Origin of the sequence: Nitrosomonas sp. Nm166 (genome assembly GCF_900112825.1) — a bacterium.
Taxonomy (GTDB): Bacteria; Pseudomonadota; Gammaproteobacteria; order Burkholderiales; family Nitrosomonadaceae; genus Nitrosomonas.
This window is the reverse complement of record NZ_FONE01000002.1, coordinates 45,453-58,390: the sequence shown is the minus strand read 5'-3', so window position 1 is coordinate 58,390 and position 12,938 is coordinate 45,453. Positions and strand designations below refer to the sequence as shown.

General features: G+C 39.5%; 13 protein-coding genes. 12 read left to right on the top strand and 1 reads right to left on the bottom strand.

Annotated features, from left to right (window positions below; all coding sequences use genetic code 11):
• Positions 1–487 precede the first annotated feature (487 nt).
• The 9 genes from BM021_RS01005 to BM021_RS00965 all read left to right on the top strand — a co-directional run bounded on the left by BM021_RS01005 (position 488) and on the right by BM021_RS00965 (position 8,820).
• Positions 488–1,072: a hypothetical protein gene (locus BM021_RS01005; RefSeq protein WP_090717684.1), complete on the top strand. Its 585-nt coding sequence runs from the start codon at positions 488–490 to the stop codon at positions 1,070–1,072.
• Between the two features lie 58 nt (positions 1,073–1,130).
• Entirely contained in the window at positions 1,131–1,496 is a 366-nt protein-coding gene (locus tag BM021_RS01000) for a response regulator (RefSeq protein WP_090717681.1), read from the top strand.
• A gap of 114 nt (positions 1,497–1,610) precedes the next feature.
• Entirely contained in the window at positions 1,611–3,737 is a 2,127-nt protein-coding gene (cheA, locus tag BM021_RS00995) for a chemotaxis protein CheA (protein ID WP_090717678.1), read from the top strand.
• A 283-nt stretch (positions 3,738–4,020) separates the two neighbouring features.
• Positions 4,021–4,887, top strand: coding sequence for a CheR family methyltransferase (locus tag BM021_RS00990; protein ID WP_090717675.1), 867 nt, complete (start codon positions 4,021–4,023; stop codon positions 4,885–4,887).
• Positions 4,888–4,894: 7 nt separating this feature from the next.
• Positions 4,895–5,506, top strand: coding sequence for a chemoreceptor glutamine deamidase CheD (gene cheD, locus BM021_RS00985; RefSeq protein ID WP_090717672.1), 612 nt, complete (start codon positions 4,895–4,897; stop codon positions 5,504–5,506).
• 33 nt (positions 5,507–5,539) lie between these two features.
• Positions 5,540–6,619 (top strand): protein-glutamate methylesterase/protein-glutamine glutaminase, encoded by a 1,080-nt coding sequence (locus BM021_RS00980; RefSeq protein ID WP_090717669.1) that lies wholly within the window; start codon positions 5,540–5,542, stop codon positions 6,617–6,619.
• A gap of 58 nt (positions 6,620–6,677) precedes the next feature.
• Complete coding sequence (locus tag BM021_RS00975; protein ID WP_090717666.1) at positions 6,678–7,172, top strand: NlpC/P60 family protein; 495 nt, start codon at positions 6,678–6,680, stop codon at positions 7,170–7,172.
• Between the two features lie 519 nt (positions 7,173–7,691).
• Positions 7,692–8,258, top strand: coding sequence for a L,D-transpeptidase family protein (locus BM021_RS00970; RefSeq protein WP_256207710.1), 567 nt, complete (start codon positions 7,692–7,694; stop codon positions 8,256–8,258).
• 271 nt (positions 8,259–8,529) lie between these two features.
• On the top strand, positions 8,530–8,820 hold the full coding sequence (locus BM021_RS00965) for an Lpp/OprI family alanine-zipper lipoprotein (RefSeq protein WP_090717664.1): 291 nt from the start codon (positions 8,530–8,532) through the stop codon (positions 8,818–8,820).
• 92 nt (positions 8,821–8,912) lie between these two features.
• Here BM021_RS00965 and BM021_RS00960 read toward each other — a convergent pair whose 3' ends face one another.
• On the bottom strand, positions 8,913–9,887 hold the full coding sequence (locus BM021_RS00960; RefSeq protein WP_090717661.1) for a L,D-transpeptidase family protein: 975 nt from the start codon (positions 9,885–9,887) through the stop codon (positions 8,913–8,915).
• Between the two features lie 721 nt (positions 9,888–10,608).
• Between BM021_RS00960 and BM021_RS00955 the strand changes: the two genes are divergently transcribed.
• From BM021_RS00955 to BM021_RS00945, 3 genes are all read left to right on the top strand, one after another.
• Positions 10,609–11,811 carry a porin gene (locus tag BM021_RS00955; protein ID WP_090717658.1) on the top strand — a complete coding sequence of 401 codons (1,203 nt, stop codon included), beginning with the start codon at positions 10,609–10,611 and terminating at the stop codon, positions 11,809–11,811.
• Between the two features lie 140 nt (positions 11,812–11,951).
• On the top strand, positions 11,952–12,371 hold the full coding sequence (locus tag BM021_RS00950; protein ID WP_090717655.1) for a hypothetical protein: 420 nt from the start codon (positions 11,952–11,954) through the stop codon (positions 12,369–12,371).
• Between the two features lie 23 nt (positions 12,372–12,394).
• Positions 12,395–12,937: a DUF2806 domain-containing protein gene (locus BM021_RS00945; RefSeq protein ID WP_256207709.1), complete on the top strand. Its 543-nt coding sequence runs from the start codon at positions 12,395–12,397 to the stop codon at positions 12,935–12,937.
• The last annotated feature ends 1 nt before the right edge of the window (position 12,938 follow it).

The window sequence follows — 12,938 nt, the reverse complement described above, 5'->3', positions numbered from 1 at the left end:
CCTTAAGATCTTGATAAAACTTGATTTAACCTGCCAGTTTCTCAAGCGTTCGGCGCAGGCTCGACCACTTATGGCTAGCTTTTAATTCTACCCGAATTTTGATGGTCATATGCTTCCTTTACCTTTATAGGCTGCACACCTTTCTATTGCTTTAAGACAGTTAGGTTGAGTAGAAATTGGTTCAGTTAGCCTCCAAGGTGAAGCTAAGTACTTGAGTGTTGTTTAAAAAGATGCGAATCCACCTAAGAATTTCACGGTTATTACTCTGCCCCTGTAAGTATTTGAAAGTCATAGAATTAAAGTTATTTTAGGTTATGTCGTTAAATACCGAGCAAAAAAGCTTTCATTAGAAAGCATGATAAGTATCTTCAACATCAATTTCACTTGCTTTTAGTCTATAGGGGTTAATGATCAGAGTGCCATAAACGGCAGAGTATAGGCCAGGCATTTGCATTTAACAGTTTTAGACTGGCAAAGAGGGAAAATTATGTCAGAAATACAATCAGTAAGTGACAAAATTGATAATCAGACTATGGATAAATTAATGCCGCTAGATCAGGATGGGATGTTGTGCAATGCTGAGGCTGATGAATACTTTCTCAATATTAAGAGTGAATTAAGTCAGATTGACCGGTTAGTCAGTGATGCAGTCAATAACTTGGTTATTAATTTCAAATATATCAGCAAGTTAACCAAATCACATCATGACATGGTTCTGACCATCGAGAAAATGGCCGTTCCTGAGGAAAGCAAGCCTATCCTTGAGCTATTGGAAAAACAGATGATTATCGCCGACAAAATTGAGCAAGAATTAGAAATGGCAGTTACTTCACTACAGTTTGGTGATCTCGTAACACAATTGCTCGCACATACTACACGTCAAGTTGAAATGTTAAATATTGAATTGCAAAGAATTGATCGGCAAAGCACCTGGAAGGAGAAAACTGGGGAAAAATCCTTGCATGCCGTACATGAAGGAATCTCAAAGGCAGTTAATATGGCAAGCACTAAAAATATAAGAAAACCGGTCGTACAGCAAGGTATGCAAATGGGTGACATTGAGCTTTTTTAATCAAAGTTGTTGGCGCACATACTTATCAGCAAATTAACTATTAGAAGAGGAGTAAAAAATGGCTAAGACGATACTCGCAGTCGATGATTCTGCATCAATCCGGCAAATGGTAACTTTTACGCTTAAAGGTGCCGGTTATGAAGTCATTGAAGCAGTTGACGGCCAGGATGCGCTCGATAAAGCGAATATCCATAAAGTCAATCTGGTATTGACCGATATCAATATGCCACGTATAGATGGATTGAAGCTTCTTGAGTTACTGCGCAAATTGACTCATTACAAGACGGTTCCAATCTTGATGCTAACGACCGAATCAAGTGATGAAATAAAAGCAAAAGGCAGGGCAGCTGGCGCAACAGGCTGGCTGGTTAAGCCATTTGATCCTAAGCGGTTACTGGAAGTCATCGGTAAGGTTATCGGCTAAAAGCCAATATTAGCAAATCACAAATATTAAGTAATTTTTATTCCTCTGTTTTTTAATTTATTTGCTTAGCTAAGGTGCTAGGCTAATAACTCAACTTGAAACAGGGTTACACCTATGAGTACAGATCTCGAACAGTTCTATGAAATATTCTTTGAGGAGTCTTCAGAATTACTTGCGGATATGGAAACATGTCTGCTAAGGCTTGATGTAAGTTCACCGGATTTGGAAGATTTAAACGCTATATTTCGTGCTGCGCATTCTATTAAGGGTGGAGCTGGTACATTTGGTTTTACAGATATGACGGAGATGACGCATATGTTGGAAACACTGCTGGATAAATTACGCAAAGGAGAACTCGAGGTACGCAGTGAGATGGTGGATGCCTTTTTGAAGGCTGGCGATGTCATTAAAGAACAATTGGCAGCACACCGTGGAGAAGGTCAGGCTGATCCTGTTGTTGCCACAGCAGTTTGTGAGGAACTGCAAAGGCTGAGTGATGAAACACAGGCATTAGCACCCGTGCCGGTCAAAGAGACAATAGATTCCGATATTAACACTGAAACAGTGTCAGAAGAAGAAGCTAAAATTACTCCAGTCAAAATCCCATCAATAGATGATTTACCGAGAATTACATACTGTATCGAATTTTCCAATAGAGGTTTAAGTAATGCCGTGTTGGAAGATTTATATACCAATTTAAGGGAGTTGGGTACTCTGGAAAACATTGCATCAGCTATTGAAAATGTGCGTCAATTAAAACTTACTACAAGTAATAGCGAAGAAGATGTTTGGGAAGCGCTAGCGTTCGTCGTTGATCCGGCAAACCTGAAAATCGAAGTAGATACTAGGAGTGTTATTGCTGAACCGCTAGCCATTGAAGATGAGCTTTCAATGGCCAAGATGCCGCCTGCACCAGGATATGGCTTTTTCCCAGGGGCACCGGCTGCGCCAAGAGATATCGATGATCTGGAATCCAATTTGAACTCGCCACAGCAAAAAAATCATATCAACGAAGCGCATGGGTTTCATAAATCTTCAAATAAAACTACTGCAGTAGCTTCCGTCAATGAAACCTCATCAATACGAGTAAGCATTGAGAAAGTAGACCAAATGATTAATTTAGTTGGCGAATTAGTAATTACACAAGCGATGCTTGCTCAGACTGCTTCCCAATTTGATCCGGTAGTTTTTGAAAAACTTCATAGCGGCATGAATCAATTGGAGAGAAATACTCGTGATTTGCAAGAATCTGTCATGTCAATTCGAATGATGCCGATTAGTTTTATATTTAGTCGATATCCACGTGTTGTGCGTGATTTGGCAGTAAAACTGAATAAGCGTGTTGAACTGAAGACTGTCGGTGAAAACACGGAACTCGACAAAGGTTTAATTGAAAAGATCGCCGATCCGTTGACGCACTTGGTTAGGAACAGCTTGGATCACGGTATAGAAGTACCTGAAAAACGAATTTCTGCTGGTAAACCAGCACATGGCACGATTACGCTGCGCGCCTTCCACCAGGGAGGCAGCATCGTCATTGAAGTCAGCGATGATGGGGCCGGATTAAACCGGAGAAAAATTCTTGCAAAAGCGCGGGAACGTGATTTACCAGTACATGACGGGATGACCGATCAGGAAGTCTGGCTATTAATATTCGAAGCAGGTTTTTCTACAGCCGAAACCGTCACCGATGTTTCTGGACGAGGTGTGGGTATGGATGTTGTAAAACGTAATATACAAAGCATGGGCGGACGCATTGACATCGAATCGGCATTTGGAGTGGGCACACGCATATCCATTCGTCTGCCATTGACACTAGCTATTCTCGATGGATTGTCGGTAGCAGTCGGAGATCAGATGTTTATCGTGCCGCTCAATTATATTACCGAGTCGCTGCAACCGGTAGCTACTGATATAAAAACAATTAGTGGCCAGGGACGAGTAGTGCAAGTGCGTGGTGAATATTTGCCGGTAATTGCCTTACACGAAATCTTCAGATTACGGCCCAAAGTAACTGCAGTGCATGAAGGCATTCTTGTTATTTTGGAAGCTGAAGGTCATAAAGCGGCACTGTTTGTGGATGATTTAATCGGGCAGCATCAGGTTGTCATTAAGAGCCTTGAAAGTAACTATCGGAGAGTGCAAGGTGTCTCAGGTGCCACAATCATGGGAGATGGTAAGGTGGCGCTTATTCTTGATACCGCGGCCCTAGTAATGTCATCGCAGCAAGAAGCATTATAAATTTCATATTAAATGTGATGGGCATGATATGCAGTACTTGCGTTACGAGAGTGAAAACAGATTTAATTTCTGAACTATACAATTAATATTAAATAAGTATTTAACTTTTATAAACAAAACGACCCTCTAAAGATTTCACTTCATATCATCAGTAATTATTGAAGCTCACCGGTTTTAGTTAGATCATTGCCACTCATGTATTTTTCATAAGTACCTGATATAGTTAATAAACAGCCCGGAGAAATGTTACAAAGAATAATTATTTGGTTCGAATGGGTTTAACATGAAGATAATTTCAAGTGGTTTCGAAGAAATTGCTGATAATAAAACGCGTGAATATGCCTTTACTCAGGCTGATTTTGAACGCATTAAAAAATTAATATACAAGCATGCTGGCATTTCCCTTTCTTCGGGCAAGCAGAACATGGTGTATAGCAGACTTGCCCGGCGTGTGCGTGTCAATAGTCTGAATAGCTTCCATGAGTATTTGGATTTCCTGGAGCGTGGAAATCCTGAAGAATGGGAGGCATTTACTAATGCCTTAACGACAAATCTAACAGCTTTCTTTCGCGAACAACATCATTTTCCTATTCTAGAGAAACACGTAGAGCAACGTAAAAATCAGAACAAAATCCAGCTTTGGTGTAGTGCATCATCTACCGGAGAAGAGCCTTATTCAATGGCTATGGCAATGGTACAGGCATTTAAAACATTTACACCCCCTGTACATATTTTAGCGACAGATCTCGACACCAACGTACTTGCAAAAGCACAACTAGGTATTTATTCATTGGATAAGTTAGAAAAAATACCTAAAGAGAAACTTAAGAAATTTTTCCTGAAAGGCAAAGGACATTATGCCGGATCGGCAAAAGTACGACCGGAATTACGTAATATGATTACGTTTCGTCAATTAAATCTACTAGATGAGAGTTGGCCCATCCGCGGTCCATTCGATGCAATATTTTGTCGTAACGTGATGATTTATTTTGACAAGCCAACACAATACAAAATTCTGAAGAAATTTGTACCGTTATTGGCCCCGGATGGGTTATTGTTTGCCGGCCATTCTGAGAGTTTCCAGCATGCGGTTGATTTATTTAAGCTACGGGAAAAAACTGTTTATGAGCTAACGAATAGACCGGGGTAATAATTGTATGGCTATGATCATTGACGAGCAAGTTGCAACGAATCTATATTTTGATAAAAATTTCAATAGCCAAGCAGTTAAGTTATTACCGGGCGAATACTATGTCACAGATAAAGATATATTACTGGTAACAGTGCTCGGTTCATGTGTAGCTGCTTGTATTCGTGATTGTTATAGTGGCATCGGGGGTATGAATCATTTTATGCTTCCGGATGGCGGAGGGGATGTAAGTAATCCATTGAATGCCTCAGCTCGTTACGGCACTTATGCGATGGAGATATTGATCAATCAACTATTAAAACTGGGAGCTCGCCGAGGCAACCTTGAAGCCAAAGTGTTTGGTGGTGGAAATGTTCTGGATGGGCTGACGATTGCGAATATTGGTCAGCGCAATGCTGATTTTGTCCTGAAATTCTTACAAACAGAAAAAATACGAGTCGTTGCACAAGATCTGATCGATATTTTTCCACGCAAAGTCTATTTTTTTCCTAAAAACAATAAAGTGCTAGTGAAGAAATTGCGTAATTTGCATGGCACGACAATCTCTCAGCGTGAGAAAGATTATAGGCAACGTTTAGATAAAGTGAATAGCGGTGGCGAGGTAGAGTTATTTTCTTAAAGCGGGCTACTTCTTGAGTTAGTGGGTTTTACCATGAAAAAAATTACAGTTCTAGTCATTGATGATTCAGCTTTGATTCGTAAATTATTAACCGAGATTATTAACAGCCAATCTGATATGGAAGTCATCGGCACTGCCGCTAATCCGCTTGTGGCACGGGAAATGATTCGTGAGATGAACCCTGATGTACTGACATTAGACGTTGAAATGCCAAAAATGGATGGACTTGATTTTCTGGAAAAATTGATGCGCTTGAGGCCGATGCCAGTAGTCATGGTTTCAACTTTAACTGAAAAAGGCTCTGATGTCACATTCCGTGCTCTTGAATTGGGCGCAGTTGATTTTGTGGCTAAGCCAAAGATTGATATCGCGTCAGGTTTAAAAGAATATGGCAATGAAATTGCGAATAAAATTCGCACCGCAAAATCAGCAAGACTTAGGCGCTATATGCCGGTGCTCGCTACCAAGAGCGCAACTGCTGATGCAATTTTGCCAGCAATTTCCAATCGTGTTGCTTCAACAGAAAAATTAATTATTATCGGTGCCTCTACCGGCGGCACAGAAGCTATAAAAGAATTTCTCATGCATATGCCGCCCGATGCACCAGGAATTCTTGTCACACAACATATGCCGGAAACATTTACCAAGTCATTTGCCAATCGTCTGGATAGCCTTTGCAAAATATCTGTTGTAGAAGCCCAAGGTGGTGAAAGAGTACTACCAGGACATGCATTTATTGCGCCGGGGCACTCGCATTTATTACTTAAACGCAGCGGCGCTAACTATATGACTGAATTAAATCAAGGCGATCCGGTCAGTCGACATCGACCATCGGTTGATGTATTATTTCGCTCAGCGGCCAATTATGCTGGCAAGAATGCAATTGGTGTAATCCTGACAGGTATGGGCAAAGATGGTGCTGCAGGTATGTTGGAAATGCACAAGGCAGGGGCTTATAATTTTGCTCAGGATGAGGCAAGCTGTATTGTTTTTGGAATGCCTAAAGAAGCAATCTCAGCAGGTGGCGTAGACGAGGTTGTCACACTGAGAGATATGGCTAGATGTGTTTTATCAAAGGCATCAAGTATGGGAGCACGTAGTAATCGTATCTAATTTACACAAACACAAACTTTCGCTTCTTGATTTTGATTAAAGCAAAAATACATCATCAATGAAAAGAAATTTTTCGCAATTTATTATATTGATTAGTATCAGCTTTTTAGTAAGTTGTGGATCTCTGCAGGAAAGAAATTCGGTAAGGCTTACATCAAATCCTGATGCTAATAAACTAACCGATTCTAATCACGTCAGAAAAGCGCTCTACTCTCAATTTAATGATTGGCAAGGTGTGCGTTATCAACAAGGTGGACTTAGTCAAAAGGGAATTGATTGTTCAGGATTTGTACATCTAACGTTCAGATCAAAATTTGGATTGCATTTACCCAGAACAACCTGGATGCAAGCAAGAATTGGAAAAGAAATTAAAAAAGATGATTTGAAGGCAGGTGATCTGATATTCTTCAAGGTCGGTGTAGCTTCAAACCATGTAGGAATTTACTTAGAACAAAATAAATTTCTACATGTATCTCAAAAGAAAGGAGTTACCATATCCCGATTAGAAAATGTTTATTGGAAATCTAGCTATTGGAAAGCAGTTCGAATATAAAAATACTAAAGTGTTTATTCATTCTTTTAGATTATACGATCCAAAGGACAAAGGAGCTATTTCGGATATCAATTGATCAGCATGTTACCACTGCTTTTTAAGCTGCTTATACTAACCTAGTTCAGCATCTGTATGACCTGTATGAAAGCTCAAAACCTTTATCACCACAGTTATTATATCCCTCAGCAAAATATTCTTCATAGGATCGGTCGCAGATCATAAGTTGAAGCATGCCGATAACTTCTTAATAAGAAAGCTATTAGTAATATACATCTGCTTCAGTCAGATTCGATTGCTGTAGAGCATCAGCCTGTGCAATCGTATGATCCTTCAAAACAATAACAATATTCTTTCTACTTGATATCGATAAATTTTCTTACCTAAATTGCATAGTGCATAATTTTCAACAATCAACTTGTGCCATATGCAAATAGTAAAGCATAAAATTTAAATGAACTTTCAGCACTCAATAATTATGACATAATTAATTGTCTTAATTTGTAATCTTTAGTCCAAAAAGTGATTCAGCAAAATTCTTTTATTTATTATTTATTGATTGGATTGTTTAGTCTGGTAATGATGCCTCGTATTGTTCTAGCCGACAATGGCATATGGATTGATATAGATACGACCGCGCATACTTTAGCAGTGATGCAAGGCGATACTATCCAGGTGATTTTTAAGAATGTAGCTATTGGACGCTATGGTACTACCTGGTCCAAAATGACAAAAGACGACAAAACCCCCTTGGGTAGATTCAGGATTAGCTGGATCAATGAAAAAAGCCGTTATTATCGGTTTTTTGGCTTGGACTATCCAAATCTTGATACAGCAAAACGCGCACTGGATGAAAACAGGATTTCTGAAGAAACCTGGCTATCGATATTGGAAGCAAAAATTATGGGAAAGACACCTCCTCAGGATACACCGCTGGGGGGTCATATTGGCATACACGGAATTGGTAGAGGAGATCAAAAAATTCATCAAGAATACAATTGGACCAATGGTTGCATTGCCTTGACTAATGAACAAATCGACCAGCTCGGTAAGTGGATAAGACCTGGTATCCTGGTTAATATTCGGTAGTAGTTAAAAATCGATAGTCTGTCCTAATATAGATGTGTTGCTAAATATACAAATGGAATTATGAAAATAAATATGTTGTATATCATCGACATATCTTATGATTTATTTCCCAACATTGGGGTCGCTTAAATTTATCATATTAATCCATTTATTTTACAAAAAAAATCGGATAAGATTTTAAGAGGTTGCTGATATTAACTATCAGTGGCTAACAAAAAGAAGTGGCGGATGTTTATGCGCATTAAATAGAATAAACAGTGAGGAGATCGGAATGAAAGAAAAAAACAAGCATCCAGTTCGCATGTTAACACTGGTAGTAGTGGCAGGCACTTGTATTGGATTAACAGGTTGTGCAACGACAGGTCAGTTTGAAGAATTACAAAACAAAATTAATGCTGTTGCAGCCGATGCAGCAGCGGCTAAAGCAGAGGCAGCCGCTGCTAATGCTAAGGCAAATGATGCAGTTCGTATCGCAGATGAAGCAAACAGACGTTCAGAGAAAACAGAATCAGAAACAAAATCAAGACTTGATAATATGTTTAAAAAATCCATGTATAAGTAATGTAAATAAAATTAAAAAACCCCTCATTTGAGGGGTTTTTTATGAGTGAAGTTTCTAATTAGCTTCCTTAAAAAGAAAAGATGAAAATACTATTAATTATCTTGCATCTGATTGCGTGACCGTGAAATTAGAACTGGTATCCCGCTTTTTTCCATAATTGCGTTTCTTAAAGCTTCCTGATCTATCTCAAAATCTTCAGTAATATTTTTCTTGCTGCTATTTAACGCAAGAAAGTCATTGATAGCAATAAATACCATTTGTTTATAGTCGGTGTACTTTTCTTCATCCTCTTCCAATGGTGGATGCAACTCAATAAAAAGCGAATCTAGCAACCAGCCAAGTTTAATCGGTTGATTGACTATTTGCACTTGAGTTCCAATTGAAACTTTATCAAACAGTGCCTCAATGTCTTCGGGATACATACGTACACACCCCGCTGAAACTCGCATTCCAACACCAAATGGCTTAATAGTACCATGTATCAGATAGCTGCCACTTCCGATGCTTAAGCGCATGGCATGCCGGCCTAAAGGATTGGTTGGGCCAGGGGGCACTATACTGGGATAGGGCTGCTCCCCATTCGCTATCCTATCCATTTGAAGTGATTTAGGAGGTATCCAAGTAGGATCTTTCTTCTTTTCAATTATTTTTGATACTCCCAAGGGCGTTACCCAGTCCATCCTGCCGATTCCTACCGGATGCGTAACAATCATGGGCTTGCTTCCTTTAGCAGGCTCAGGAAAGTAGTAGATTCTCATTTCAGGTAAATTAATTACCAGTCCCTTGCGATCAGCATGAGGAATAATATAACGGCTAGGCAAAATAACCTTTGCACCATCCTCAGGCAGCCATCTATCAACAGTGGGATTAGCTAACAAAATCTCGATCTGACCGATATCATATCTACGTGCTATGTCTAACAGTGTCTCTTCACGACTTGCATGGGCAGTTCTTATTTTACCAAAAATATCAATATCTTGCGGTGGAAGTATCCATGTCTCAGCACAAAGTGAAGAGACAGTAACAAGATTGGTCATAGTAAAAATAAATAGAAAAAATTTATGCATAAGTCATGTCGCAGTCAGTATAAACAAAATAGAATAACTACAAGGGATGAAATAATAACTGAAATCTTCAGAAACAGTAAAACAACCACAAATCAGTGAAAATTAGCTATTAGCTCATGGCTATTTTCATCATTACATCGACTTTGATAAAAGCACTTCAGGAGGTACAGCTTCAGGAAGTACATCACGATAACGCCAAATTTACAGGTTTGAGCAATCCCAAATTTTGGGTCTCGCTATTCGGCTAAGTTCAAACAATATGCCTGAGCATCTTTTATCTCACATCCAAGAAACTGGTTTTTCGTTTTAATTAATTATTGTCAGATAATCTCTGTGCTCTAAGCGCCTCAACTTCTAGAGCCAATCAAGTAATTAATATTATTCTAATAAAATTTTTTGCATCTAATAAAAATGATACTGATGTATTAAATTTATAGTTAACTTTGGAAATAAAAGATAAAATTATTATATCTTATTGAAATAAATATGAATATAAATTATGTTGTCAGAAAAGCAACAAGCGTGTTGTCTATATACAACATAGTTGTTATTAAATTTACAAAATCTGCTTGTTTTTCTTGCAGTACAGTTCTGCGTTGGGCACAATCCAATCAAACCTTCCAGCTGGAAGGTCCGAACAAACGGGGAGCATTCCATAAGGAATGTAGCAGGCAAAAATATGGCGACCCCAGTCGTTTTAACATTAAAGGAGAACTTCCGTATGAAGAAGAAACTTATTTCGTTGGCAGTAGCCGGTGCACTTGCAACCCCAATGGCTGTGTCAGCGCAAGGAACAAATGTAACGCTTTTTGGTAGTGTCCAAGCTGAATACGCTACAGTTAATAGAGACTTGCAAAGCAGTCAAGCTCTTATCGGTGATGACACAGGTCGCTCACGTTGGGGTGCGCATATAACTGAAAACCTGGGTGGCGGTTTAAAAGCAAAGGCACATGTGGAATATGGTTTCAATACAGGTAGTGGTGCATTAGGTGTTGCGCGGGAACGTTGGGTTGCGCTGGCTAACGATAATTGGGGCGAAGTGAAATTTGGTCGTGTTCAATCTCCATTTAAAGATTTTGCCGGTGGTATGACCATTGATCCATTTGCATACACCACTCTCCAAGCTGCAGGTAGTGGTGGTACCATGACAGCTTCAGCCAATGGTTTGGGATCAGGTGCTCAGAGTTTTGTAAACAGTGCTGTGCGTTATGATTCCCCCAAAGTTGAAGGTTTCAGCTTTGCAGGTATCTTAATGCCGGGGGATGCCAACAGATTGGATCCAGGAAATTTTATCTCTCCATCAAGTACTTTTCAGGGAAGCCAATCTAATTCCGGTGGTGAAGACGGTGAATGGGACTTCCAAGTCGCAGGCAAATATGAAGCAAATATAGCAGGACATAATCTAGGTGCGTTCGGTGGGTACTCTCGCGATAACGTCAGCACTCGCCAGAGAACTTTAGGTGTGAGCAGCAATGAACATGTCTGGCGCGGTGGTGTAATGTGGGGCTTCCAAAACTTCAAGTTTGGCGGTCAATATGAAAGGATTAGCAATGCAATAGGTGCAGCAACCTGTACCAATGCTGCTGCGTTAGGTAATCCGGCGACTGGCTTGGGCCAACCAACGGATACTCGTGGGCAGTGTAATTCAGCAATGAATTTGGGTGGCGATGGCCATCTGTGGTTTGCAGGTGCTCAATATGATTGGGGCAATACCAGCATTGTTGCTCAAGGCGGTATGGCAGATGCCAATGCAACTGCTTTTGCGGCAAAACGTGAAGTAAGTCAGTTTACTGTCGGCTTGATCCATAATCTCAGCAAGCGATCCAGCCTCTTCGGTGGTTACCAACGTGGAATGGTTGATGACAGAAATGCGGTATTCAGAGACAGCAATACCTACACAGTGGGTATGCGTCACAATTTCTAAACAAAGTTGATTTAATAAAAAAGGCACCAGCAGGTGCCTTTTTTATTTTAAAAAGAAAAAATAAGTAATATTGTTTTTTGTCTGATTATAAATTTATACTTCTAAAAAATACCAATCCACTTTAATGGAGTACTGTAGCTATGAGCATGAGAAAATGGACTGATGAAGAATTGATTACTACGCGCGATAAGCTTGAAGCGTGGAACAGCCGAAGTAACAGCTCAGGAACTGGTTCAAAATTATGGCTATTGACAGCTTTTTTAGGCGCGTTTGCCATTTCAACCGGGATTGCGTTCATCTTTTTCGATGGTGTCGATATAATGAACGTTGTATTGATAATTATGGGTACTGTTACCTGCGCATCTTGGTATAAAAGTGATAAACAGCGTAGAGACAACATTGCGCTTCTTGCCGAGATTAATAAAGAAATAAAATCCCGAAAAATAAAAGATACTTCAAAATTGGAAGATAAGCCGGATCAAGTGACTATACAAAAAGATTCATCAGCCGCAAAGCCTCAAGCTACAGAAATGAATTCCAAAAGTGATAAGAAAAATTGAAGGATTAGTTTAAGTATAAAAAAATGAGTAATTTATTGACAACATTTGTGCAATTCATTACTTCCAGCATCACTCGCTCAGAAAATATTCTCCCAAACGCTAGCGCAAATATTAAATCTGATCATTTAAATCCACAAGACAGTCAACTTTTTGAAGCTTTATGTCAATTCTTATGGATTCAGGGCGATCCATTGCCTCTCATCTTTGATGTGGAAAATGAAGTGTATACGAAGCAGGGAATTACACGAGCATCATTAAAACATCTCAAATCCCTGGATTTAATTAATTTTGAAATCAATGGCTTTATTAAAAAAGGATTCGGTAAGCATACGCGACTGTTTTATGGTGGCAAACCAACAAAAATAGGCTTTCAGAATGATCGAAATAACTATCTGGACTTGGGGCATGTACTTCTTACAGAGCGGGGTAAAAAGCTAGCTGTGGCTTTTAAGGGCTCAAGAAACCAGCAATTCTATGAATATGTAATTGAAAGATGGTTTCAGCAGGGACTGGTGTTATCATCCATACAAATTGACCGACCCCCGATAATTGGCTTCGCTAAATAGC

Excerpts from the sequence above, each read along its gene's own strand:
- BM021_RS00980 (WP_090717669.1), top strand. The coding sequence starts at position 5,540 with ATGAAAAAAATTACAGTTCTAGTCATTGATGATTCAGCTTTGATTCGT.
- BM021_RS01005 (WP_090717684.1), top strand. The coding sequence starts at position 488 with ATGTCAGAAATACAATCAGTAAGTGACAAAATTGATAATCAGACTATG.
- BM021_RS00945 (WP_256207709.1), top strand. The coding sequence starts at position 12,395 with ATGAGTAATTTATTGACAACATTTGTGCAATTCATTACTTCCAGCATC.
- BM021_RS00975 (WP_090717666.1), top strand. The coding sequence starts at position 6,678 with ATGAAAAGAAATTTTTCGCAATTTATTATATTGATTAGTATCAGCTTT.
- BM021_RS01000 (WP_090717681.1), top strand. The coding sequence starts at position 1,131 with ATGGCTAAGACGATACTCGCAGTCGATGATTCTGCATCAATCCGGCAA.
- BM021_RS00965 (WP_090717664.1), top strand. The coding sequence starts at position 8,530 with ATGAAAGAAAAAAACAAGCATCCAGTTCGCATGTTAACACTGGTAGTA.
- cheD (WP_090717672.1), top strand. The coding sequence starts at position 4,895 with ATGGCTATGATCATTGACGAGCAAGTTGCAACGAATCTATATTTTGAT.
- BM021_RS00960 (WP_090717661.1), bottom strand. The coding sequence starts at position 9,887 with ATGCATAAATTTTTTCTATTTATTTTTACTATGACCAATCTTGTTACT.
- cheA (WP_090717678.1), top strand. The coding sequence starts at position 1,611 with ATGAGTACAGATCTCGAACAGTTCTATGAAATATTCTTTGAGGAGTCT.
- BM021_RS00990 (WP_090717675.1), top strand. The coding sequence starts at position 4,021 with ATGAAGATAATTTCAAGTGGTTTCGAAGAAATTGCTGATAATAAAACG.
- BM021_RS00955 (WP_090717658.1), top strand. The coding sequence starts at position 10,609 with ATGAAGAAGAAACTTATTTCGTTGGCAGTAGCCGGTGCACTTGCAACC.
- BM021_RS00950 (WP_090717655.1), top strand. The coding sequence starts at position 11,952 with ATGAGCATGAGAAAATGGACTGATGAAGAATTGATTACTACGCGCGAT.